Raw genomic sequence first — 23372 nt, 5'->3', positions numbered from 1 at the left:
CGAGCGTCACCGCCCGGCAGCGGGTGCGCCAAGGGAAACGATCTTCTTTCCGCAACTGTCAACTGGGAGAACAGGCATGACGGGTGTTGCCGGGGAGGGAAGCGGAAGTGAAGGATCCGCCGGCGGGGAAACTCGGCCGGCCCGTCGGCCACTCAACCCGCTGAAGCCGGAGGTCTTCGAGAACCGCCCGCACAAGCTGGCGCTCGTCGAGCACCTGCGGTCCCTGATCGAGGTCGCGGACCTGGCCAGCAAGCACGTCGCCCCAGGTGTGGCCATGAGCGCCTCGGCCCTGTCGAAGAACCTTTCGGGAGACCGGCTTCCCCACCGTTCCACGGTCGAGGCGATCGTCCAGCTCTGCGGGGCGAGCGAGGAGGTCCGGGCCCTGTCGCTGCGCCTGCACACCGCAGCCCTGGGAGAGGCGCACCCGGCGTTCGCCGAACGCCTGCTGATGGCCGATGCCTACGAGGAGACCGTCGTCCTCCACGACCAGGTCCAGGCCCGGCTCGAGGACGTCCTCGGCGAGCATCGCCGTCGGCAGGCCGACTGCGACGACCTCCTGGCCCGCCATGAGACGACGAGCCAGGCCCTCGCCACCGCCGAGGACGAACTCCGCACGCGGCAACAGCACCACCAGCGGGAGACCACCCGCCTGAACACCCTGCTCCAAGAAGAACAAGACGCCCGCCGACGCGACCGCACCACCTTCGACACCCGGCTCGACCAGGCCCGAGCCGAGGGCGAGGAGCAGTTGCGGGCCCGGGAAGAAGAGGAAGCGCGCCTCCGCCAGGACCTGCTCGCACAGGAGAACGAAATCCACGCCCTCCAGGTCCTGCTGGACGACTCGGCCGCCGAAGCGACAGCCCTCCGCCAGGAACGCGACCGGCTCCGCCTCGAGTCCGCCCGGCTGCGCGAGGACCTGGTAGGCCTCCAGGTGGAACTCGCCGCAGCCGAAGTCGGCCAGGACGCCCCCGTCGAGGACGTGATGCCCGCCCCGGCACTGCTGGCCGTCGGCCAGGTCCTCGACCGCCACCCCGCCCTGCGGGAAGACGTCGAATCCGCAGGCCGGTCGCAGGTTGCCGGGGGCGCAACCGAAAGCGACGCCGGTGTGGACATGGCGGCGCCGTCGTCGGTGGAGTCCGGTCCGGAGCCGGATCCGACGGACAGCGCCGACGGGCTGAAGCCGGCATCCGCGGGCGCCATCGTGGTCGGCATGGCGCTCTTCTTCGTCGGGCCGTTCCTGCACACCAGTGGCCCGATGGCGGAAGCCCGCCCGACGACCGCCGGATGGTGGTGCATCGGCAGCGGAATCTTCATGCTCCTGACCGGACTCATCCTCATGACGGTGCGCGACGTGAGGAACGCCCCCGCCGCCGACGAGCCGCACGACTACACGTGCGGTTTCCCTCCGATGGGGTGAGCGGGGCCGGGGGCAGCGGTTCGGACGGGCGGGCCGTGACGCCTTCCGCCGGTCGCGGGTCGACTGTTTGGCGGGATGCGCCCGGGCCGGCGTGCGCAGCGGATGAGGGGCGCGGCTCGGGCGGACGCGCCCAGCCGGTGGCCGGGCGCGTCGTGTCACTCGGTCGTGCGGGTCCTGCGGGCTGTCTCAGTTGCCGATGCCGGCGGTGCCGGTGCCTGAGTTGCCGATGCCGTGGCTGCCGATGCCGGTGTTTGCGATGCCTGCGTTGCCCAGTCCCCAGTTGGCGATGCCGGCGTTGCCTACACCGTTGTTGAAGGCGCCGGCGTTGCCTACACCGTCGTTGAAGACACCGGCGTTTCCGACGCCATGGTTTCCGATGCCTGAGCTGCCCAGGCCGTCGGCGCCGGCCGCGCCGGCGCCGACGGCGGCCAGCACTGCCGCGGTGCCCAGCGCGATCGCCACACGAAGAAGAGTCGTACGCATCGTTACATACCTCCTGCTTAGCGGATCTTTGCGCTTATATCCCTAACATGCGGTCAGGCGGCACACCGGGAGAAATGCCCGAATCCGGCGTGCCGTCCGAAGACTTCGCCCGACGGCGCGTGCGGACCGCAGGCCGGCGACCGGGAGAACCCGCTCCCCGTCGGGCCGGCTGTGGCCGGCCGCCGCGCGACTTCGTCGGGATGCTCTGCGCCTCCCGGGCTCGCCGACTCGCCAGTTGCTCCGGTCGCGGGCAGTGAGCCGTGATGGCGCAAGCGGCCGAGGCCCCCCTCGTGCCCGAGGGCATCGACCTGCCGCCAGACTGGACATATGCGCGAATCACGGGCCTAAGTGCGAAGAATTCCGCAGAACGGCTGTTACTTCATCAACTAGCCCGGGCGGGTGAGGCGGGGGAAGAGTGCGCCTGGTGGTGCGCCGGAGCACGCCACGCCGTGGGCGCGGCTTCCGGGGCGGGTGGGTGTAGCGGTCAGTGAATGTCAGGGGCACGTTCGTGGGGAATGCGTGCTGTGCGCAGGCGAGTGTGACGGATATGTCCGTGTCCGGTAACCGGCGTCGGCGGGGGCTGCGGCGGGGCCCGTGTCGGGTCGAGAGTGTGGCCCTCGGCTCATCCGGGCCGACTCCGAACTGCCTCTACCGACCTGTTTCGGCTGGTGGGGCGCTGTTCTTGAGGGAGCGTCACCCATGTCTTCTGCTTCTTCCTCCGTACGCCGTATCGCCGCCACGGTCCTGGCCGCCGGTGCCGTCGTCTCGGCCGCCGCGCTGCCGGCGTCCGCCGCGGACGGTGACCGTCACCACCAGCAGCGTCCGCGGGTGGAGATCAGCCGGGTCCAGGCCGACAGCCCCGGACGCGAGGACCGCTCGAACCGCTCCCTGAACGCCGAGTGGGTGGAGATCACCAACACCACCCGCGACGCGATCAACCTCCGGGGCTGGACGCTGCGCGACCGCGACGGCAACCGCTACCGCTTCGACAACGTCCGCATCGCACGCCACGCCACCATCCGCATCCACACCGGCAACGGCCGCGACACCCGCACCGACCTCTACCAGGACCGCCGCGACTACGTCTGGGACAACGGCTCCGACACCGCGACGCTGCGCGACGACCGCGGGCGCACGGTCGACACCGAGTCCTGGGGACGCCGCCGCTAACCCCGTCACGCGTAGGCCGCGCACCCTGCGTGATGTGACCCACCCGCAGCCGGACCACGCGGCAACCAGCCACTGACCGGCACGCGCACACGGGCCGTCGCCCCGACCGGGCGACGGCCCGCACTGCTGCGCGCAGCGGGCGGTCCCTGTCCGAACTCCGGAAGGGGTGCCGCCCCCGGCCTGCGCAGCGCCGCCGCGGCCGCGGGCCATCCAAAGAGGGCGAAGGCTGCTCAGCTCGCTTCAGCCAGCGCTCGTTGTGCGTAATTGCCCAAGCACTCAGCGCCCGGCCTTCGAGGTGGCGGTCGCCGAGTTCTCGGAAGACGGTGGTGGCGCAGACGGACTGGCGCGGATCGCTACCGCCGGCGGCCCGCGCCTTTGCAGGCGCAGCCCGGCCCCGTGAAGTTCACCCGCATGGGTGGATGTGGGATGTTGACGCCGTGTGCGCGTTGCGCGGCCGACTCGGTCCAACTGCACCGGTTGTTGGGGCCGCGGTGGTGATCCGGGTCCCGTGTACTTCGATGTCGGGAGTGGTTCGGAGGTGCGTGCCGTCGACCCGCGAACTGCTGGCACAAGCTCAGGACACCCTGTGTGTCCTCTACCGCGATGCCCGGGCCGGCCACGCCTGTGGTGCGTCATGCCGGGGCAGAGCCCTTCTGCGCCCCGGCCTCGGATCTGCCGGTCGGGGCCGGGCTGAGCCTGAGCGTCACGACGTAGGCGACCACCACTGCGACGATGACCAGCGGCATGACGGTAAGGCCCTGCGCCCCCAGCAGCAGGGTGGCCAGCAGCACCGACGTCAAGGGGAGCTTGAGCATGGCGACCGACATGGCTCCGACGCCCATGGCGAACGCCGGGGTGAGCTGCAGCCCTGGAAGGTGCGACAGGGCGATGCCGCCCGCCGCCCCGAGGAACATCGCCACGAAGATCGGTCCGCCCCGGAAGGCGCTCAGCGAGACGCAGTACGCGAGCCCCTTGCAGGCGAGGAGGAGCGTCAACGTGCCGACGGTGTAATCGGCGCTGTTCGCGAGCAGCGGGCCCATCGCGGCCTGCCCCGAGTACATCACCTCGGTCGCGGCTTTTCCGGTGCCTTGGGCGTAGGCGATGGCGAGCCCGCCGATCACGAGGCCCATCAGTGCGGTGGCGGGAAGCAGGTGCCGTTCGACGCGCGGCTGCAGCCAGAGGGAGAGCCGCCGGATCCCCGTGCCGGCGAAGGCAGCCGCCAGTCCGATGGCGAGTGCCCAGGCGAATTCGGCGACGGTGGGCGAGTTCGCGTGTGGTACCTCCGCAATGGCCAGGGAGTACGTGCCGAGGCCGGTCCAGTTGTCCAGGCCGATGAAGACGAGCGTGCCGATGCCGGCCGCGAGAAGGCCAGGCACCAGCACGATCCCGAGCATCGGCCCGCCGAGCCCCGACGCCTCCATGAGGAGGAAGGCCCCGGTGATGGGGGATCCGAGCAGGGTGCTGACCGCTGCGAAGCTCCCCGTCGCGCCGACCACGGCCCCGGCCTGCTCGGGCATGTCCGGCTTGAGCAGGCGTACCAGCCAGAGGGCCACGCCACTGCCGAGCATGATGAGCGGAGCCTCCGGTCCGAGGACCGCGCCGAGGCCCAGCGTGGCCACGGCTGCGAGGAGGATGCCGGGCAGCTCGCGCGGCTTCGGCGCGCCCGCCGTCGACAACCCTTCGGCCGGCTTGTGGCCGCCGATCCCGGGAAGGCAGCGGATCGTCGCTCCCACCAGCAGTCCTGCCACGGCAAGCAGGGGCAGGGGCCACCAAGGTGGGGTCCCCTGGAAACCCAGCGCCTTGGGCAGGTCGGTGTAGGTCCAGGGCTGAAGCGCATCGACCAGCGCGAGGAAGCCGTACGCGCCTGCGGAGATCGGCACCCCGAGCACCGCGGCCATGACCAGGAGCCTGATGTAGCTGCGGTTCCTGACCTGGGCGAAGGGATCGGGCGGCGGCGCCCCCGGTGCTCCGACGGGACCATCGGCCGACATGCGAATCAACTCCTCGGCATCGACGTCCGTCGGGAACCCGGTGGTTCACCTGCGTCTCCCTGAGGTCATAGCACGTGGCTTTGCCCGGGCAGGGCGGGCTCGCCGCCGCTGACCGGCGGTGGTGTGACGGTCATTCAGGCGGCCCGAACTCCTTACCGGGTGGTTCATGCGATCGGCCGTCTGCCTGCGGCGCGCCGGTCCGTCCGACGGGGACGAGCAGGTCCGATCGGCTCCGCCGGGAGGCGGGGTCCCGTGTGGTCTCGCACAGTGGCCGCATGAGAGTGACCAGCGGGGATGACGGGGTGGACGGCCAGGACTTCGAAGCCCTTTCCCGGCGGCGGCGACGCATCCTGGTGCTGCTTGCGATCGCCCGGCTCGTGGTGACCAGCGTGGGCCTGGTGGTGGCGTACTACCTCCTCCCGATGGACCGGCCGATGAGCGCCGACACTGTGGCGGCACTGGTCTTTGGCCTGGTCCTGGTGAGCGGGCTGCTTGTCTGGCAGACCATCAGCATCACCAAATCGCCCTACCCCCGCTTGCGCGCCATCGAGGCGGTCACCGCGGTCTTCTCCCTCTTCATCCTGCTGTTCGCCACGACCTACTTCCTCATGGCGAGGAGCGCGGCCGGCATCTTCACCCAGGCACTGAACCGGACCGACTCGCTGTACTTCACGGTCACGACCTTCGCCACCGTGGGGTTCGGCGACATCGCTCCGCTCACCCAGGGAGCCAGGGTCACCGTTCTGGTGCAGGTACTCGCGGATCTGCTGCTCGTCGGAGTGGCTCTGAAGGTCGTCCTCGGGGTCACCCAGGCCACCCTCGGCCGGGGCGACGACCCCGCCGTCTCCCCGCCGAGCCGCAGCCAGCAGGGCACGCCGCCCGATCAATCGGGTGAATCACCCACGAACAACCCCCAGGCGGGGGAGTGACCGGCGTCTTCGTCATCTCCGGCGCCCGGGCTGAACAGGTCACCAGCGCCGGGCCGGTCACCGCGTACGGGCGGAACGACATGGTGCTGGACGACTGGGGCACCGTGACCACGTGGACCGCCACCGCACCGGTGCCGTTGGTTTCGCAGGGGCCGAGCGGTATCGGCTTCGTGAACTTCGGTGACATCGACCTGCCGGACGTAGAGGCCCCGATCCGGACGCACGGCAAGGGCGCCCGGGGATTCGACCTCTACGACGGGCCGCTCCGCGAGGCGCGGTTCGCCGGGATCGAGACCACCGGCGACGGCTCGGTCGGCATCCAGGTCAGCAACGCCCCTCGGCACGCTCCGCGTGGCAGGGGACGTCACCCCGGCGGCGGGGGCCTGAGCCTGGTGAAGGGTGTGCGGGTGGTGCTCAAGGCGATCGCCCTCAGCATCAAGTCCGGCGGCCAGGTCGACCGGGTCGAGATCGGCGGCACCCTCTCGACCAGCGGCGACAACGTCGTGACCCTGGAGATCGACGGTTCGGAGAAGAGACGAGCCCGAAGGAGAGGACCCCGGGCCAGACGGGTCTGGCCATCGTCGATCACCACCTTGGCAGCTCGACACGCCCGACCGCCGCAGGGACCGGCCCGCCCTCCTCGGCCGATACGTTCCCCTCGGCCCGGACCAGGCCGCCCGCCGGCTCGGCGTCCGCCGTACCGACTTCGACGCCGCCGTGCGGCTCGGGTGGATCTCCCCGCTCGTTTCGGCCGAGGACCGGGTGCTGCCGGCGGAGGTGGGGCCGGTCGCCGGGTGCGTCGGCGTCAGGGCGTCTGCGGTCGCTGGAGTCCCTGGAGGAGGAGGGCGATCAGGCGTCGGGGGTCGTAGCGGGGGTCGTTGTCGCGTCCGATGCAGAGGTTGCCGATGCCGCGCATCAGCTCGTACGGCTGTGTGCCGGGCCTGATTTCGCCGGCCTCGACCGCGGCGTCGAGCAGTTGTGCGCAGACGGGCAGCAGGCGGTCGAGGAAGTAGGCGTGCAGCGCGGCGAAGCGGTCGCTGTCCGACTGCAGGGCGTCGGCGAGGCCGTGTTTGGTGACGAGGAAGTCGACGAAGAGGCCGATCCATTGGCGCAGTGCGTCGAGCGGGGAGGCGGTGGTGGCCAGCAGGTTCGGGCCGGCTTCGGCGCATGCCTCGATCTGGTGCCGGTACACGGCGGTGACGAGGTCCGCCCGTGTGGGGAAGTGGCGGTAGATCGTGGCCATCCCGACGCCCGCCCGGGCTGAGATCTGGCGGATCGGCGCGTCGACGCCGGAGGTCACGAACACCTCGGCCGCGGCCGTGAGCACCGTCTCCCGGTTGCGCTGAGCGTCGGCCCGCTTGCTTCGGGACGGCGTATCCCCTGCAGGACCCTCGGCGGCCATCACGTTCTCCTTCGACACCGATTGACAAAACGGAGCGATGCTCCGGATACTAAATGGAGCAGCGTTCCGTTTCAGCTTAGCCGAAACGGGACGCCCCTGACCGCCTTGTCCACCCGCCAGCCGCAAGAGACCGGCGGGCGGCAGGCGCCACCGAAAGGGAATCCACACCGTGAGCACAGCCACCACCGCCGACGCCTTGGGCACGGCCGTCCCGGTCCTGTCCTTCAGCCCCGTAGTCCTGTCCGTGCCCGGACGTCCCGTGGACCTCCAGGTACGCGTCTCCGCACCCGCGACCGGAACCGGCCTCCCCGTCATCCTCCTCTCCCACGGCCACGGCCCCTCGAACAACCTCTCCTCACTCAACGGCTACGCGCCGCTCGCCAACTTCTGGGCGGCACACGGATTCGTCGTCGTCCAGCCCACCCACCTCACCTCCAGCACACTGACCCACCTGGTCGCCGACGCCCCCGGCGCACCCGACTTCTGGCGCTCCCGCGCCGAGGACATGACCCACATCCTCGACCGGCTCGACGTGATCGAGAACGCCGTACCGCAGCTCGCCGGACGGATCGACCACACCAGGATCGGCCTCGCGGGACACTCGCTCGGAGGCTTCACCGCCGCCCTCCTGCTGGGTGCCGGGCTCACCGACCCCGACACCGGGAACGTGGTGCACCTCGCCGAGCCCCGGATCAAGGCGGGCGTACTGCTCGCCGCGCCCGGCAGGGGCGGCGACGTCCTCAACGGGCCCGTGGCCGAGCAGTGGCCGATCATCGGGGCCGTCGACTTCTCCACCATGACCGCACCCGCGCTGGTCGTCGCCGGCGACAAGGACGACCCCCGGCACTTCACGGACATGGGGCCGGACTGGCACGCCGACCCCTACACCCTCGCCCCCGGCCCCAAGACCCTGCTCACCCTGTTCGACGCGGAGCACGGGCTCGGCGGCATCGCCGGATACGACGCCGCCGAGACCACCGACGAGAACCCCGAGCGAGTCGCCGCCCTGGCCCGGCTCACCGCGGCCTACCTCCACACCCAACTCCACCCCGGCGCCTCCACCTGGCAGAACGCCTGCGAGGCGCTGACGGCCGGACTCGACCCGATAGGACAAGTCGAATCCAAGTAGCCCCCACAGCCGCCTCCCGCATCGGACGGCCCGGCCGCCGTCGCCCGGCTCGCCGCAGAGGGGCCGCCGTCCCCGCGTTCCACGAACGCCCTGGTTCCTGCCTTGCGGCGGCCGGTGTGCTGTGTTGGGGGCCGTGCTCCTCGAGTTCATTCCGGGGCGCAGTGCTCGTGCGGTCCGGCCGCCGGTGTGTTCGCAGGGGATGTTGGCTCGGCCGTGAGGGCGGTGCCGTGGGCTGTGCGTGCGCTTCGCATGGCCTCGCGCATCGAGGCTGCGCAGCCGGTGAACACATGCCAGCCGTGCTGGGCAGGGCGGTCTGAGTTGCTTGTCGGAAACGATCACTTGAAAGTGCTGGTCGTTCACGGCGCATCGGTTTCCGTCTCCGTCGGTCGCGGTCGCGGTCGTTGGCGGCGTGCTGTCGGCGCGGCACAGGGGCTGGGAACCTCAACGGGATCGGCGGGCGGACCATGTCGGAGGTAGCGGGTGGCGCCGTTGATCCCCGCCCTGTCGGGGATCAACGGCGCCTCGCCTCGCTTGCGCGGGGAGCGGCTCGTACCGGTTTGCCTTTAGGGCACGGTGTAGCCGCCGTCGACGGGAAGTGCGATGCCGGTGACGAAGCTGGCCTTGTCGGAGGCGAGCCAGACCACGGCGTCGGCGATTTCCTCGGCGCGGGCGATCCGTCCCAGGGGGTGGGCGGCGTCGAGTGATGTGCGCTGGTCCGTGTCCAGGGCGGCGATCATGGGTGTGTCGACCAGGCCGGGGCACACGGCGTTGACGCGTATGCCGTGGGGTGCCACCTCGACCGCCGTGCTTCTGGTCATGCCGATCTCGGCGGCTTTGGTGGCCGCGTAGCCGGAGAAGCCGGGGACTCCGATCAGGCCGGCGCCGGAGGACATGTTCACGATGGCCCCGGAGCCCTGGGCTGTCATGTGCCGGAGTTCGTGTTTCATCGACAGGAACACACCGCGCAGGTTGAGGGCGATCATCCGGTCGAGCATGTCGGCGGAGTAGTCGCGGGTGAGCTGGTACTCGCCGTCGTATCCGGCGTTGTTCAGCGCGATGTCCAGGCGGCCGGTGTCCGTGACGGCGGCCTGGACGGCCTTCTCCACCTGGGCTTCGTCGGTGATGTCGGCCACCACGTAGCGGGCCGAGCCACCGGACGCCTCGATCAGGCGCACGGTTTCCTTCAGTGTTTCCGCGGTGCGGCCGGCGACCGTCACCAGCGCCCCTTCTGCGGCCAGGGCCAGGGCGGAGGCCCGCCCGATCCCGCTGCCGCCGCCGGTGACGAGCGCCGAGGCGCCTGCAAACTGCTGAGTCATCTCTCTGATCCTTCTTGTCGCTGTGGAATGTCGTCTTGTACGCGGCGGTCCGCCGGGAGCGCCGCAGCACGCCGGTCACCCGCAGACACGGGTCCGGCGGCCGGGGCACCGGCGGCACCTCGCACCGGAGGAGAGGCGAGGTGCCGCCGATGGCCACGGGAGCGAGTCCGCTCAGCCGGCGACCTGTGGTGACCCGGTTTGGTTCAGCGGCGGCGCCTGGGCCAAGGCCGGCGACCGCGCGAGCGGCCGGTCCGCCCCGGCGCGGCGTCAGACCTGTCCTGTGCCCTGGACGATGACCTCGCTGACGTTGACGTCGTCCGGCTGGGCGATGGCGTAGCCGATGGCCCGGGCGATGGCCGAGGCGTCGATCCCGACCGCTTCGAGCGCGGAGCGCACCGCGCCCTGCTGCTCGTCATTGCCACCGGAGTGGGTGAGCTCGGTCTTGGTCAGGCCCGGGCTGACGACGGTGACGCGGACGTCGGTGGTCTCCTGGCGCAAGCCGTCGGACACCGCCCGCACGGCGTGCTTCGTCGCGCAGTACACGACCCCGGTCGGGTCCACGCGGTGCCCGGCGGTCGAGGCGACGTTGATGATGTGCCCCGAGCGGCGCTCGCCCATGGCGGGCAGGACCGCCGCGATGCCGTACAGCACACCGCGCAGGTTCACGTCGATCATCCGGTCCCATTCCTCGACGCGCAGCTCCTCCATGAAGCCCAGCGGCATGATGCCGGCGTTGTTGACCAGCACATCGACGCGCCCGTGGCGCTCCAGGGCGCCGGAGACGAAGGCCTCCACGCTGGCGCGGTCGGTCACGTCCAGCTGCGCGGACTCGGCGCGGTGGCCGACGTCGGTGAGCTCGGTGACCAGGGCGTCCAGGCGGTCGGTGCGCCGGGCGCCGAGGACGACGTGATGGCCTTCGGAGGCGAGGTGGCGGGCGGTCGCCTCGCCGATGCCGCCGGACGCGCCGGTCACCAGGACGATCTTGCGGGTGGCGGACGGGGTGGTGTGGTTCATGGCTGTGCTTCTTCCTGGGATGGTGTGCCGGCCCTGGTGGCCGGGCGACACATCCAGAGCACCAGCCGGCCGGAATCCCAGGCAGAACCCTCCTCGTCCCGGGGCTCGCCCTGCCGGGGGTCCAGCAGACCCCCCCTTCGGTCACGGGGCGGGGCCGGCCGGCAGCGCTAGGCCGTCTCTTCCGGATCTTGCCGGGCCCGGCCCGCCCGGCACCTCGCCGCGTGTCGGGGCACTCGAGTACGTCCAGTACACGAGCGCCCCTCCGCCCGGGGGCACCTCCCAGCGGTAGCTGGGGGAGATGCACCGCACCGGACGACCCGGGCTCATCCGACAAGATCCGAAAGAGACGGCCTAGCCTGAAAACATGAGCCAGCCCGTGCCGGAGACCGACATCCGGGACTTCCTGCGCACGCGCCGGGCCCGCGTCACCCCGGAACAGGCCGGCCTTGCCCCGTACCCCGGGGCACGCCGGGTGCCCGGCCTGCGGCGTGAGGAGGTCGCCCGGCTGGCCGGGGTCAGCGTGGACTACTACGTGCGGCTCGAACGCGGGCGCACCACGTCCGTCTCCGCGGCCGTCCTGAACGCCGTCGCTCACGCACTGCAACTCAACGACACCGAACGTAGCCATTTGTTCGCCCTGGCCAACCCCGCCGGGCAGCACCCGGATACGACCACGGCCCAGCGTGCCCGCCCCGGGCTGCTACGCGTACTGGAGAACATCACCGACGTCCCGGCCCTGCTGCTCGGGCACCGCCTGGACATCCTGGCCGTCAACCACCTGGCCCGCGCCCTCTACCGCGACTTCGAGGGCCTGCCGGCCGGCGAGCGGAACATGGCCCGCTACATGTTCCTCGCCCCACAGGCCCGCGACCTCTACGCCGACTGGCCCGAGACCGCCCGCGAAAACGTCGGCATGCTCCACCTGTACGCCAGCCACCATCCGCATGATCCCCGGCTGGCACAGCTGGCCGGCGAACTGTCCGCGAGCGACCCGGACTTCCGACGATGGTGGTCGGAGCACGACGTGTACCAGCCCAAATACGGCTCCAAGCGCTACCGCCACCCACTCGCCGGAGACCTCACCCTCGCCTTCGAAGCCCTCACCCCCATCGGCGACCCCGACCAGACCCTCGGCCTCTACACCGTCGAACCCGGCTCACCCTCGGAGAACGCCCTGCGCATGCTCGCGGGCTGGACCGCGAGCAACACCCACAGGGACAGAACCCAGGCCGATGGGGCCCCGGCCGGGGCCTCCGCCCACCGGCCGCAGCCCGCGCCCGCCAAGGGGGCGGGGCGCGGCAGGTGACGCGGAGTCGAGGCGGGGGAGCGAACGGCACCGACAGTCGGCGCCCTGGGCGTCCCACTTTGGCCACTGTGCGCTTTCGGTGGCCATTCTGAGCGCGGCGTTCGCGCAGGGCAGATGAGCCGTGACGCAGTAGTTGGAAGCCGGCCACCGGGATGTCGTCGGATATCGAGATGTCACGGCCGACCCAGTCCACGACCCAGTCCACGACCGAGGCCACGCCGCCGTTCGGGAACGGGCGCGCGCTCACGACCGTCTCCACCCCCGGATGGTGCGACGAGAACGCCGCCGTCGACCGAACGACAGGAGCCCCCCGTGCCCGCGCTACGCCGCCCGTCCCGCGTGACGGCGATCTACCTCATCCTGGCCACCGTACTGCTGGCCGCCGGCGTCTTCGCCGTCCGGCAGGGCCCGGCGGCGGGCCTTCTCCCCGAAGCGACATGGGGCGGCTGGCGGTCCCAAGAGGTACTGCACTGGTCGGCGCACATCCGAGTCAACGCTTGGGCGCACGCCGCCGAGGCGGAGATCCACATGGGCAAGGCCGAGTCGATCACGCTCAAGGCGTACGGCGAGGCCGCCCACGGCACCACGAGCATGGACCCCACTGCCTTCACTCTCACCCCCGACGGGAAGCTCACCGGGCGCGAACTCACTGGCACTGGCTAATGCTTGACGGAGTGGCCTTGGCCGCGGGATTCACTCAAAGACCCCTCCACGCAGCACTGGTCGGCCTACGACGGCCCGCACTGCCGACCACGCGCCGAGGCGCTCCGGGCGAGGTGCGCATGCGGATGACGGGGAGCCGCCGAGTACCCGCTGGACTGGGATGCGATCGGCGACCGGCCGCTGTACGAGGCGGATGTCGATCTCACCCCGAGCTGCGCGGCGCGCTGGGCGTCCTGGCCGCAGTGCCGGCGGACCGGGAGGCGGTTCGGACGCTGTGGATGCGCCGCTCCTTCCCGCTCTCCCTCGGCATCGACGCCCCGGACCGGATCGAGCGGGCGACCGGGCACGCGGGCCTGCACCGGGCCAACCTCACCGGCACCCCGCTCACCGTCATGGACCGGGAACGCCGGGGCAGCGTGCCGGTGGGCTTCGACGCAGGCCTGCTCCACGCCTACAGCCTGCGCGTCCCTGATGCCGCGGCCCGCGTGCGCGCCGGGTTCAGCCATGTCTTGGGCAGCCCGGCGGGGCGGATCGGGGAACTGGCCGCGTTCTGCGAGATGCTGCAGTCCGCCGCCCGCGGCGAATACGCCGGCATCGCCGACGCCTTGATGGCCCGCGCCCAGGCGCAGACGGGACGACGACCACCCGTTCCACCGCAGCGCTGACACCGGCTCACGCGAACTCAGGGCCCCACCGGAACGTCCGGTGGGGTCTGTGTTCGCGTCTGGCGCCGGGTGCACCTGTGGATCGGGGCTGACCCCGGTCGATGTCAGTGCCCTGCGTCACCATTGCCTTCATGGCGACCTTGGACGATTTGCCCCCGTACCGGCGCGCCAAGCTGCTGTGGCGTTGGGCCCACCAAGGCGTCGACCGTGTGGAAAGGCTCGTGCGCGAAGCCGAGGGTCGGCCCTGCAGCATGCCCACCGGCCCGGCCGTACCATCCGGCCCCACCGCCGTCCTCCTTGGCAACGACGGCCGCTATCACCTGGTCCGGGGCGGCCATATGCTGTGCGCCGCCGCCCCGACCACGGACGGCTGGGAACACCACGGGTACTGCTCCTGGATCGACCGGGGAACCGGGCCGGAGGACTTCAGCGACCGTGGCACCGTGCTGGAAGAGGGCGCCTGGCACTCCCTTCACCACGTGTGGAACGTCCGCACCCTCGGCCCGGAACAGGCGCCGGCAGAAGTCGAGCCCCGCCAGCGCTGCGAGGGCGGGGACTATACGGCGGCCGCCAGCTGGCCTCCATCGCCGGCACGCACCCGCTCCATCAGACTTCTGCGCGAGGCGCTCGTTGCCGCCCTGGGCCCCGACTGCCAGGTCTGCGGCCTGTACCCGGGAGCGATGGTCGACCACGACCACGAAACCGGCTACGTCCGCGGCCTGCTCTGCCGGTTCTGCAACCGGACCCTGGAGGAATGCCCGCACGTCACCGACTGCCCCAACGCGGACTACATGGGCAACCCGCCCGCAGCCGCCCTCGCCCTCGTCTACCCCGCAGGTCAGGAGTGGCGGACCAAGGAATCGACCCGCCAACGCAAGATCATGATGCTCGGCTTCGACCCCTTCGAAGGACTCCCCCTTCGAATGCGCCGGAACGACAGCCAACCCTGACCGGCCGCCGGCCCCGCCAGGCCGGGGCTGGGCACGGCAGACCGGTGATGCCGGGCCGGAGGCGGGTGCTGGGGTCTCGCCCCTGGCTTCACCCGCCCCGTATGTAGGGGCCGCAGGGATCAGACGGCGGGGTCCTGGTCGGACTTCCGGCGGTTGGAGCGGGCGGTGACGCCGACGAGGGTGACGTCGCAGCCGAGGTCGTTGGCGTAGCGGCGTCGGCGTTCGGTGGTCCAGCCGTAGCCACCCGAGTCGTGGACTTCCGCGAGGGGGACCATGCGGTCGATGTCGACGCCGGACGGGCCCTGGACGAGGACGTCGTCGTGGTCAGGAGTGCCACACCCCTCCGGTCAGGGAGCAGCCGGCGCCGATGGTCGGGGCCTCGATGGCCTCGGCGATCAGGACGTCGTTGCGGGCGGTGCGGCCGTTCTTGTCGTCGTCCTTCCAGTGCGGGTACAGCTCCCGCTTGTAGCCGTCGCGGATCTCCTCCGCGACCGGCAGTGCGGTGATCCCGTCGATGAGGGTGACCTCGTCGGCCTGGGCGGGGGAGGCGAAGGTGAGGGCGGTGGCCATGAGGCCCCGGCGCATGTTCTTGATCATGAGCCTGGTGATACCGGGGCAGCGGTCGCCGGGCCGAGCCGGGTTGGGGATGGCTCACTCCGCTGGGGGAGCGGGTTCACCGAAGAAACGCGCCTGCGTCCTCCGCCTGCTCCTCGGGGTCGAGGTAGCCGCCCTCGTCCGGGCTCCGGCGGACGTCCGCGTACACCTGCGCCTCCGCCTCGCCCGGGGTGCGGCGCAGCCGGCACGGGCCGCTGGAGAGGAACAGCTCGGAGATCCGCGATTTCTTCCACGGCGTGGCCGTCCAAGGAGAGCAGTTCCTTCTCCGCCACTCCGAAGCTGTCGAGCAGGATGGCGTCGCCGGCGGCTGCCTCCTCGCGAGAAGCGTTCTCGCCGCCGAGCAACAGACGTTCCCGCGACTGACCTACGAAGCCACGAGGACCCGGGGGAGACGACCTCCGGTCAGTGGTGGCATGCCCCTGTGGGCGCCGAGGTGCATCGGCACCCGGATCCGCGAAGCAGCCGGACTTCGGAGGCAGCTCATCGGCTGTGTTTCAAGAACCCCGATATCTCGGGCCTGCCGCGGCGGAGTCGCCGGGTAGCGTGCCGTCCGTCACCGTTGGGCGGCACTGGTGGCGCATACGGTGCCGCGGCCGTCGACGATCGCACAGGCGCGGGCGTTGTCGGGGCTCAGCGCCGCGACCATCCGGGTGTGGGCGTCGTGTCCGTATTGCTGGCGGTACTCCTGGGCGTTCCCCTGTTTCGGGGTGACCATGACCCTGTCTCCTGCCGAGGTGCCGCTCATCTTGGCCCAAGCCGCGTGACACGAGGCGCTGTAGCGCAGTTCGACGCGGACGCCGTAGTCGTAGCCGGTCTGGGTTGTGGTGGCGTCCTTCGCGCATGTCGTGGTGGCCGGCTCCAGCGACGCGCACGAGTCGCCGTCGCAGGCTGCGGTGGGCGCCGGCCGGGCCGCGGCCGGCGAGGGCGCCGCGGGGGATGACGCATCCTTGGGTGCCGAGCCGCCGTACTGGACGCCGGCCCAGGCCGCGGCCGCCAGGAGAGCAACCGCTCCCACAGCTGTGAGTGCCACCAGCCGGCCCTTCCCGTTTTGTGGGTGTGGCGACGGCTGGTCCGGTAGCGGTGTCTCTCCCGTCGCAGGCGGCGTCTGCTTCGGAACGTGTGCCCTCTCCTCCAGCGCGCGCCGGTGGAGGGCCAGAGCCTGGTCGAGTTCCAGGGCGCTCACTGCGGACTTCGCGGGCTGTGCGCAGATCTGCCAGAACGCACGGATCGTCTCGGGAGCGGGCAGGGTGCTCCCCGACTCCCAGCGCGAGACCGTCGGCTGGTTGGTATGCAGCTGCTTGGCGACCCAGGACTGGCTCCGGTTGCTCACCTCACGCCGGCTTCTCAGGAGCTGGGCCAGCTGGACGCGTGCCGGACCGACGGGCTGCTGATCGCCTAACGGATCGGCATTCTGCTGAGCGTCCACGACGCACTCCTGTCTCCTACGTCTCAAAACACCAGGTCAGAGACCATACGAGGCGCCGTGTATATGCGCGTATGGCCGGTGACGCGGGCAGCGTAGAACCAACGAGGAATGCGGGGCAAAGTTGCTGTCAGCCGGTGCGAAGGTCCCGGCCGATCCCGCCTCTGAACTCCGTGGCCGTGCCATGCCCTGGCACGTTCCGGGGGCTGCGGAGGCACGACATGCAAAGGATGAAAGATGATGAACGCCGCACCTCGTTTTCGCTTCCGCGCTGTTGCCGCCGCAGCGGCCTCCCTCGTGACCCTGACGGTCGTCGGCCTGGCGCCGACCCCCGGTTTTGCCGCCGCGCATGACACTGGCAAGGGGGGTTCTGCTCGCCCCGGCTCGCACCCCTCTACCAAGGCCAAGCACGGCCCTCGCGGGTACTACCTGAAGTTCACCAAGAACCGGAACCACCCCGACCGCTCGACCCTCTCCCTCGTCCACAACGGCATCCCGGTCAAGAGCTACCGCGCCGGATCCGGCCTGGGAGTCACTGACGAGTGCCGCAGCGAGAAGGGATGGCTTCCCAGCGGCACCTACCAGGTCAAGGGGCACCAGACCAACCGCAACAGCGACATCAAGGGCTTTGCGATCCAGCTCTCCGACAAGGCGTGCCGCCCCGAGTCCGATAAGAAGGCCGTCAACCGCGACGGTCTGTTCATCCACAGCGAGATGACCAAGAACGGCGGCCAGGGCTCCACCGAGCCCACTCGGTGGGACGGCGACAGCGACTACAAGTCCCTGGGCTGCATCAAGCTGAAGCCCGCCGACATCAAAGACCTGTTCTCCCGCCTGAACCAGGCCCACTGGCCGAAGAACCTGACCCTGCAGGTCAGCTGACACACAGCCGAGCACCTCGACCGCCATCCGTGGCCCCCGGCGCACCCCGCCGGGGGCCATGCCCGGCTGTCGGACAGGCTGGTATGCACGGTCCCGGGCGATACGCCGGGGACGGGGGCCGCGACGAAGGGACAAGTAACGGGTGGGGGACACAGGAGGTCGTCGCGGCCGCTGAGGCCTCTGCACAGGAAGCCGACGACCGCGTGAGCACGCTCAGATCGGCTACCGACCTCGCCGACGTGGAGCGCCAGGCCGAACAGAACTGGTCGCGCGCTCAGGAGCTCAGCAGCGAACTCGCACAGAACTTCACCGAGTTGACGACCCGGCACGCGGTGCTGATCGAGGAACGCTCCGCCCTTCTGCCCCATATTCATGATTGGGACGGAAGTGACACGGCTACCACCGCCAACCGCTTGGAACTGGGCATGCGCGACCACCTCAACGCGGAGCAGGCGCGCGCTGCTGCCGAGGCCGCCGTCACCTGCGCCGAGAAACACTCGAACGACGTCGAGCAAGGCCGCAGCGGGACCGCCGGCCGCTCCATCGACCTGCTGAGCGACCACGGCATTCCCGCCCTACGACCTGCTCGACCAGATCGATCTGGAGGAGACTGCCCGTCCGTTGTGGGAGCCGCGCCTTGCTCCCTGGAGCGATGCCGTCGTGGTCCAGCCCTCGTACACGTCGCCGCCCAAGCGGGCCAGCCGCAGGACCGCGAGGACAACGAGGGCGATGCGGTGCGGCGCGAGCTTGCGCCACCGCGAACCGATCCTGTTCAGATGGCCCCGGATGAGGCCGGCGACCAGGTCCAGGGTCGCGGCGTGCGCTCCACCACGTCCTTGGCCTCCTTGAGGCCCGTACCCGTGGTCGCGCGGTATCGCTTGATCGCCTGGATTCTCCGGCCGGGTCCGGTCCGTCCTGTTGGCAATGCTCGCGGTGTTGAAGAGCACGATGAGGACGACAAGCGTCAATGCTGCGATTCCCTTGGCCGGGAGCCCAGTTCCGTTGCCTTCGCCCTCAGCGGCAACGTGTGTACGAACCTGTCGGCCCGAGCTGAGACACGGAAACGCCACGCCGGGTAGGCCCGGCGTGGCGTTTCCAAGCGCATCAAATTTAGCGCATGCAATATGTGAAAGATGAATCAGCGAACGTCGCCGCGGAACATCCAATGCCCACGAATGCCATCGTCCGAAACGTGGCAGCTTGCGATGCAGATGAAGATCTTGCCGCCATTGACGCACTCGTTATAGCTGTGTACCTCATTGTCGGGGTAGCGGACGTCGATCTGCGCGGCGTTGAGGGACGGGCCCTTACGGACCGGCGCGATCCTCTTCACCGTGTACTTGTGACTGTCCGGGCGGCACTGGATGGTGCCCCGTGCCTCAACGCCGTTGGTGGCGATGGTGGTGGACGTGGGGATGGCGGCCTGGGCGGTGGTGCCGAACCCCCACAGGGTCAGAGCCGTTCCGGCGGTCAGTACTGCCGCACGCATTCCGAACTTCACAATTTCTCCGCTTCCCGTACCATTTCTCCACCGGTGTGTCCGTCAGTCTTAAGGCGGGCCGGGTCGGGGCACCGCAGGTGACCCCTTTCGGGGGTGGAGGGGTGCTTTAAGCATCGGCCTCGCGGCGAGCCGTCAGCAACGACGATTCCCGCATCGTGATCAGATCTTGATCAAGATAACTTTGCCTCCGTTAAGCGGAGTTGAGGATTCAGGGAGGTTCGGCTCAGCCCGGATCCAGCGGTTGATGCCTGTGGACAGTTTTTCTGGAAACGAGGAAGAGCCTTGTGACCTGCGATGATTGGGAGTTGTGAGGCTTCCGGTGCGCGCGATCGACAAGGCTCTTCCGAGATACGTGTCTCCGCGCTCTTCGGCGAGCCGAATCTGATCGCGGATGCCGGGCTGCTGCCGCTGGTCGTGCTCGCCGAGCGGGTCGGGCTGCCTGATCTGGCCGCCACGGTTCGTATCGAGGCGGCCGACAACACCGGTGGGGCTGCGCGCCCGCCAAGATGATGTCGCTGCTGGGCGCGATGTGTCGGGGCCGACTCCATCGACGTTGCCGACCGGCTGCGGCACGGCGCGATGGGCCGGGCCTTGGCCGGCGTACGCGCTCCGTCCACGGCCGAGGTGGCGCGGCTGGTCGGCGCGGTCGCGGACGCCGCCGAGATCACGGTGCTCCCCGGCGACGACGCGACCGCGCGGGCCGAGCCGCACACGGCGGCCGCCAGGGCCCTCGCCGCCGCCGCCGGCGAGCGGGCGGCGACGGATGTGCGTGCGGAGCTCGCTGCCGTTCGCGCGGGGCGTCGGCGTGCGGCGGTTACTCTCGGTCCGCGTGTTCCCGTCGTCTTCTGACCTGGGGCGGCGGTATACCTCTTATAGGTGGGAACATTCCGGTTTGGGTGACCGTTCATTCACCTGTGGGGTGCGGGAGGGGACTATGTCCCCGGGCCCGACCTGTGCCTGTGGGGAAGATCGTTCGGCCGAAGCCCCGCAGAGCCCTCCACCGTGAGGCGACCACCCTTTCCCGCCCCACCCCTTGACCGCTCCGCCCGGCACCCCCCCCCGCCGGTCGGGGCGCGGCCCCGACCCGGCCCTCCCCCCCGGCCGGTCGGGGCCTTTCCCCAGCCGGGCAAGGTGCATCTCCGGCACCGCACGGGCCGATGGCGCGCTGCCTCCGGCTACACATGCCGCGCCGGCGAGCCGACTGCCCTCCGGGCGCCGCAGTTCACAGGACGCGGGAGCCGACGAGAACGGCGAGAAGAGCGAGGGCCGACAGCGCTCCCGCCCTGCCGCGCGGGGGAGCCGTGCGGTTCGGCCGGGCCGCCGGGGCCGGCTGCTGCGCGTTCTCGTCGTCCTGGTGGAGGAGAGGCGCGGGCGGGGTTGCCGGTGCGTGCAGGGACGGTTCACCGTCCACTGGGGCGGGGAGAGGGCTGGAGGCCCACTCCCCGTAGCCCCGTGCGTCATAGGTGCCTGTGTCGCAGGGGGCAGCGGCCCAAGCCTGGTAGGAGTATGCGTCGTGTTGGGAGTAGGGGTACGTGGTCGCGTTGCCTTGGTAGTAGTACGAGGCGGGCTGGGTGCCCGCGACGTCGTACGCGAACAGCGCGTCGTAGGTGGGTGGGTCGGGGGTCCAGTAGCCGGAGCCGTACGCCTCGTACCCGTATTGATCTTCCTCGTGGAAGGGAGTCGTCCCGTACAGCTCGGCCGGCCCGGCGCTCGGCAGCTCTTGCGGCAGGACCTGCCTCTGGGGAGAGCTCGCCGCCCCAGTGACGTCCGCGGTCGCGGTCCCCGTCTCGACGGCAAGGCCGGGAACCGGGATGTAGATGTAGTGCGGCGTGGGCACGTGGCTGAGCTGCGTTGCCGGGGCGGCAACCGGGGGCTTCTCCTCGAGGAGCCGGCGGTTCTGCTCACGCAGGACGCCGTTCTCCGTACCGAGCAGGCCGGACTGCTTCTTCTGCTGTGCGAGTTCGTCTTCGATGCCGCGGACGAAGTCCCCGGCCTTGCGCAGGCTCTGGTCCTGCACCGTGACACGCTCCTGGAGGATCCGGCGTGTGCGCTCCGCGCGCTGCGCGCGGGCCAGAGCCTGCCTGAGGTCTTCAGCGAGGCGGTCCGCCCGCTGCTGCAGACCGTGCAGCTGCTTCTCGGCGATCCACTGGGCTCGCTGGTGCTCGCCGCACGCGCGGGCCAGCTCTTCCTTGAGATGGTCGCGCTGGACGGCGGCGGCCCCGCTGGCGAGATGCGCCCTGCCGCACAGCTCGTCCAGCTCGGCCCAGACCTCAACGGGGCAGGGGAAACCCTGCCCTTCGAGGAAGGCCTTGATGGCAGGCAGCTGTCTCCGCGGGGCGATCCGGTCCCCGTTCAGATACCGCGTGACGCTGGCCTTGGATGTGCTCAGCGCTCTGGCGAGTTTCGTCTGGGTGCCGCCGCCGGTGAGGTAGCCGTCCAAGGCCTTTCGCAGTGCGGTCGCGTACGCGTACGCGACCGTGCCCTCGGGTGCGCCCATCGCCTGCCCTTCCTCCGGAAACACGCTGTCCACCAGCGCGATTGCCCGATTGTCACGCAGTCTGTGACACCCCTGGAACGCCTTGCCGGAGCGGTCGGATCGTTGCCGATCGCGATGTAACATCCGTTCCCTCTCCCGCAAGATCACCGCCCCCATGAGGCTGAAACCAGGCCGCGGATCCGACCGCGAGCTACAGCCCGCGGACCGCCCGCGGGCCCTCACGGGAGGGAACCCCTATGCCCGCCAACACCCCGCAGCCCCAGCCCCAGCCCCAGGCCGAGCCCGAGGCTCCGGCGCAGCGGCCGCCCGCGGGAAACCCGGGCGCAGACCCGCTCGTCCTGCTGCTCCTGGCCCTCGTCGTCCTCGTCCTCCTGGGCGGTGTCGGGTACGCGGTCGCCGCGCACCCGAATCTGACCAAGCCGGTCATGGCAGTCGCGGCCGTCGCCGCCCCGCTGACGGCCGCCCTGATCGCCGTATTCCTGCGGCGCCGTTGACGACACCGGCGCGAAGCCGAGGGGGCGCTCCACACAGCGCCCCCGCCCATCGCCCACACCGCACGAAGTCCCCGGCTCACCATCAGAAACGGCGCGGATCGCCACCACCGGCGGCCCGCGCCGCCGCGCATGCCCGGCCCGTCGTGTCACCCTCATGAGTGAACATCTTCCTCGTCTCCAACGGGCGAGGAGCGGGTGTGGAGTTGACGGCTTGCCTCCGCCGGGCTGTGCACGACCGAACCGAGGTGCCCTTCGCCCTGCCACCGGACACGCACCCGCAGTGGCCGACGGGGGTGGAGACCGCAACGGAGGCGGGCGCTCCTTCCGCCGTCCGGCAGCGGGGGACCACGGGCACGACGACGGCGGGACCAGGGGCGATAGCCGCCCCTCCCCTGAACGACCGCGCAGGAACCTTCGCTGCGGCCCCGGCGTCGGACGGAGCACCGGGCCCGCTGACGGACACGAGTTCCGGTGGGAGCCTTCCGAACCCGTGCATGCCACCGGACGAAGCCGTGCAGGCGGAAAGACACGGACGCGTCAGCGTGGCAATCCGCGCCCGGGGCCACCCACGCCAAGGTGCCGGCCTTGCTCCTGACCCTGGGGGACCGGTGACGGCACACCACAACATCCGCCCTGTTGGTTCCAGGGATTCGGCGGAGGGGATCCCGGCCCCGGGAGCCGGGCGATACCGTGAGGTGAGCCAGTTCCGCGCCCTTTTGGAGCCTTCGATGAACGAACAGCCGGCCCCCGCCGACGCCGCTGCCCGGCAGATGCTGGAGCCGGCTGCCGCTGACGCGGTCCGCGCGTACGCGGCCAGGACCCGCGCCAACGCCGACCACTTCGCCGCCGTCCTGGAGGACCTCGCCACCAACGGACTGCCCTCGGTCGAGGACTGCACCCCCTGGGAAGAGCTCCGCGAGGCCCACCTGACCCGCCTCGTCGCACAGCGCCCGGCCGTCGCCTGATGAATCCGCGCCGCGCCCGCATCGCCTTCTCCGACTCCGCCGCCAAACAGCTGGAGAACATCACCACCGAACGCGAGATCCACGCCCTGGACCGCGCCCTGGTCGTCATCTCCGTCGACCCCGACATCGGCGAACCCATCCCCGGCGACGCCACCGGCCCCCAGCTGCGCCAGTACGCCGACGACCTCGAAGCCGTCCGCGTCCTGTACTTCGTCACCGCCCTGCACACCGTGGTCGTCGTCGCATACATCGAGGTCTAGCCCACGAAGGCCCCAGGTGGCGGACACCGATGCTCGACCCAGGGGCAACGAGCTGTGCCCTACCTCGGCGTAGAGCGTCGACGTTCGGCCAGGTCAGCGGACCCACTACGCATGTCCCGGCCAGCAGCCGCAGGCCCACCGAACTCGCCCGGGGGTGTCGGAGCGTGCTGCCAGCGGTGAGGAGCGCCGGTGGTACCCGGTCCCTCCGACCCGGCTCGGCCGGATGCCCGTCAGACGGAGCCGGAGATGACCTCCGGCCCGCGTCGAGGATGACACCACCCGGCGGTGACGGGTTCAAGC

The 23372-nt window shown here is 70.6% G+C and carries 25 protein-coding genes; 14 read left to right on the top strand and 11 right to left on the bottom strand.

The features are described from left to right. Positions 1–76 precede the first annotated feature (76 nt). On the top strand, positions 77–1417 hold the full coding sequence (locus tag JYK04_RS00495; protein ID WP_189747405.1) for a hypothetical protein: 1341 nt from the start codon (positions 77–79) through the stop codon (positions 1415–1417). Positions 1418–1603: 186 nt separating this feature from the next. Here the strand turns inward: JYK04_RS00495 and JYK04_RS00490 are convergent, their stop codons facing one another. Continuing rightward, a complete protein-coding gene (locus JYK04_RS00490) occupies positions 1604–1879 on the bottom strand; it encodes a hypothetical protein (RefSeq protein WP_229876908.1) in 276 nt (91 codons plus the stop codon). Between the two features lie 720 nt (positions 1880–2599). On the opposite strand from JYK04_RS00490, the gene JYK04_RS00485 reads away from it, so the two are divergent. Then, positions 2600–3070, top strand: a complete 471-nt coding sequence (locus JYK04_RS00485) for a lamin tail domain-containing protein (protein ID WP_189747409.1) — start codon at positions 2600–2602, stop codon at positions 3068–3070. A gap of 632 nt (positions 3071–3702) precedes the next feature. Here JYK04_RS00485 and JYK04_RS00480 read toward each other — a convergent pair. Next, entirely contained in the window at positions 3703–5061 is a 1359-nt protein-coding gene (locus JYK04_RS00480) for a chloride channel protein (protein WP_189747411.1), read from the bottom strand. A 275-nt stretch (positions 5062–5336) separates the two neighbouring features. Here JYK04_RS00480 and JYK04_RS00475 point away from each other — a divergent pair, with 275 nt between their 5' ends. Beyond that, complete coding sequence (locus JYK04_RS00475; protein WP_189747413.1) at positions 5337–5990, top strand: potassium channel family protein; 654 nt, start codon at positions 5337–5339, stop codon at positions 5988–5990. An 805-nt stretch (positions 5991–6795) separates the two neighbouring features. Here the strand turns inward: JYK04_RS00475 and JYK04_RS00470 are convergent. Beyond that, complete coding sequence (locus JYK04_RS00470; RefSeq protein ID WP_189747542.1) at positions 6796–7392, bottom strand: TetR/AcrR family transcriptional regulator; 597 nt, start codon at positions 7390–7392, stop codon at positions 6796–6798. 169 nt (positions 7393–7561) lie between these two features. Here JYK04_RS00470 and JYK04_RS00465 point away from each other — a divergent pair, with 169 nt between their 5' ends. Beyond that, the gene (locus tag JYK04_RS00465) at positions 7562–8521 is read left to right on the top strand and encodes an alpha/beta hydrolase family protein (RefSeq protein WP_189747415.1); all 960 of its coding nucleotides are present in this window, start codon (positions 7562–7564) and stop codon (positions 8519–8521) included. A 563-nt stretch (positions 8522–9084) separates the two neighbouring features. Here the strand turns inward: JYK04_RS00465 and JYK04_RS00460 are convergent. Both JYK04_RS00460 and JYK04_RS00455 read right to left on the bottom strand, forming a co-directional pair. Further along, positions 9085–9837: an SDR family NAD(P)-dependent oxidoreductase gene (locus tag JYK04_RS00460; protein ID WP_189747417.1), complete on the bottom strand. Its 753-nt coding sequence runs from the start codon at positions 9835–9837 to the stop codon at positions 9085–9087. 267 nt (positions 9838–10104) lie between these two features. Continuing rightward, positions 10105–10851: an SDR family oxidoreductase gene (locus JYK04_RS00455; RefSeq protein ID WP_189747419.1), complete on the bottom strand. Its 747-nt coding sequence runs from the start codon at positions 10849–10851 to the stop codon at positions 10105–10107. 364 nt (positions 10852–11215) lie between these two features. On the opposite strand from JYK04_RS00455, the gene JYK04_RS00450 reads away from it, so the two are divergent. From JYK04_RS00450 to JYK04_RS00435, 4 genes are all read left to right on the top strand, one after another. After that, entirely contained in the window at positions 11216–12157 is a 942-nt protein-coding gene (locus JYK04_RS00450; RefSeq protein WP_189747421.1) for a helix-turn-helix domain-containing protein, read from the top strand. A gap of 312 nt (positions 12158–12469) precedes the next feature. Continuing rightward, positions 12470–12820 (top strand): hypothetical protein, encoded by a 351-nt coding sequence (locus JYK04_RS00445; RefSeq protein ID WP_189747423.1) that lies wholly within the window; start codon positions 12470–12472, stop codon positions 12818–12820. A gap of 278 nt (positions 12821–13098) precedes the next feature. After that, entirely contained in the window at positions 13099–13485 is a 387-nt protein-coding gene (locus JYK04_RS00440) for a hypothetical protein (RefSeq protein WP_189747425.1), read from the top strand. Positions 13486–13616: 131 nt separating this feature from the next. After that, entirely contained in the window at positions 13617–14435 is an 819-nt protein-coding gene (locus JYK04_RS00435; RefSeq protein WP_189747426.1) for an endonuclease domain-containing protein, read from the top strand. A gap of 119 nt (positions 14436–14554) precedes the next feature. Here JYK04_RS00435 and JYK04_RS00430 read toward each other — a convergent pair whose 3' ends face one another. The 3 genes from JYK04_RS00430 to JYK04_RS00420 all read right to left on the bottom strand — a co-directional run bounded on the left by JYK04_RS00430 (position 14555) and on the right by JYK04_RS00420 (position 16476). Beyond that, the gene (locus JYK04_RS00430; RefSeq protein WP_189747428.1) at positions 14555–14710 is read right to left on the bottom strand and encodes a hypothetical protein; all 156 of its coding nucleotides are present in this window, start codon (positions 14708–14710) and stop codon (positions 14555–14557) included. A 49-nt stretch (positions 14711–14759) separates the two neighbouring features. Beyond that, positions 14760–15032: a hypothetical protein gene (locus JYK04_RS00425; RefSeq protein ID WP_189747430.1), complete on the bottom strand. Its 273-nt coding sequence runs from the start codon at positions 15030–15032 to the stop codon at positions 14760–14762. Between the two features lie 571 nt (positions 15033–15603). After that, positions 15604–16476: a DUF2690 domain-containing protein gene (locus JYK04_RS00420; protein WP_189747432.1), complete on the bottom strand. Its 873-nt coding sequence runs from the start codon at positions 16474–16476 to the stop codon at positions 15604–15606. A gap of 234 nt (positions 16477–16710) precedes the next feature. Here JYK04_RS00420 and JYK04_RS00415 point away from each other — a divergent pair, with 234 nt between their 5' ends. Together JYK04_RS00415 and JYK04_RS42255 are read left to right on the top strand one after the other, a co-directional pair. Continuing rightward, entirely contained in the window at positions 16711–17355 is a 645-nt protein-coding gene (locus JYK04_RS00415) for a L,D-transpeptidase family protein (protein ID WP_189747434.1), read from the top strand. Between the two features lie 203 nt (positions 17356–17558). Further along, complete coding sequence (locus JYK04_RS42255; protein ID WP_229876899.1) at positions 17559–18434, top strand: hypothetical protein; 876 nt, start codon at positions 17559–17561, stop codon at positions 18432–18434. A gap of 59 nt (positions 18435–18493) precedes the next feature. On the opposite strand, the gene JYK04_RS00405 is transcribed toward JYK04_RS42255, so the two are convergent. Together JYK04_RS00405 and JYK04_RS00400 are read right to left on the bottom strand one after the other, a co-directional pair. Beyond that, entirely contained in the window at positions 18494–18856 is a 363-nt protein-coding gene (locus JYK04_RS00405; RefSeq protein ID WP_189747438.1) for a hypothetical protein, read from the bottom strand. Between the two features lie 159 nt (positions 18857–19015). Next, complete coding sequence (locus JYK04_RS00400; RefSeq protein ID WP_189747440.1) at positions 19016–19429, bottom strand: hypothetical protein; 414 nt, start codon at positions 19427–19429, stop codon at positions 19016–19018. 18 nt (positions 19430–19447) lie between these two features. On the opposite strand from JYK04_RS00400, the gene JYK04_RS00395 reads away from it, so the two are divergent. Further along, the gene (locus JYK04_RS00395) at positions 19448–19705 is read left to right on the top strand and encodes a hypothetical protein (protein ID WP_189747443.1); all 258 of its coding nucleotides are present in this window, start codon (positions 19448–19450) and stop codon (positions 19703–19705) included. A 373-nt stretch (positions 19706–20078) separates the two neighbouring features. Here JYK04_RS00395 and JYK04_RS00390 read toward each other — a convergent pair whose 3' ends face one another. Continuing rightward, positions 20079–21353, bottom strand: coding sequence for a helix-turn-helix domain-containing protein (locus JYK04_RS00390; protein WP_189747445.1), 1275 nt, complete (start codon positions 21351–21353; stop codon positions 20079–20081). 236 nt (positions 21354–21589) lie between these two features. Here JYK04_RS00390 and JYK04_RS00385 point away from each other — a divergent pair, with 236 nt between their 5' ends. The 3 genes from JYK04_RS00385 to JYK04_RS00375 all read left to right on the top strand — a co-directional run bounded on the left by JYK04_RS00385 (position 21590) and on the right by JYK04_RS00375 (position 23072). Then, positions 21590–21847 (top strand): hypothetical protein, encoded by a 258-nt coding sequence (locus JYK04_RS00385; protein ID WP_189747447.1) that lies wholly within the window; start codon positions 21590–21592, stop codon positions 21845–21847. A gap of 728 nt (positions 21848–22575) precedes the next feature. Further along, positions 22576–22812: a hypothetical protein gene (locus tag JYK04_RS00380; protein WP_189747449.1), complete on the top strand. Its 237-nt coding sequence runs from the start codon at positions 22576–22578 to the stop codon at positions 22810–22812. Then, entirely contained in the window at positions 22812–23072 is a 261-nt protein-coding gene (locus JYK04_RS00375) for a hypothetical protein (protein WP_189747451.1), read from the top strand. The genes JYK04_RS00380 and JYK04_RS00375 overlap by 1 nt, the downstream gene beginning before the upstream one ends. The last annotated feature ends 300 nt before the right edge of the window (positions 23073–23372 follow it).

This window comes from Streptomyces nojiriensis (assembly GCF_017639205.1).
GTDB lineage: Bacteria > Actinomycetota > Actinomycetes > Streptomycetales > Streptomycetaceae > Streptomyces > Streptomyces nojiriensis.
This window is presented reverse-complemented; position numbering and strand designations above follow the sequence as displayed.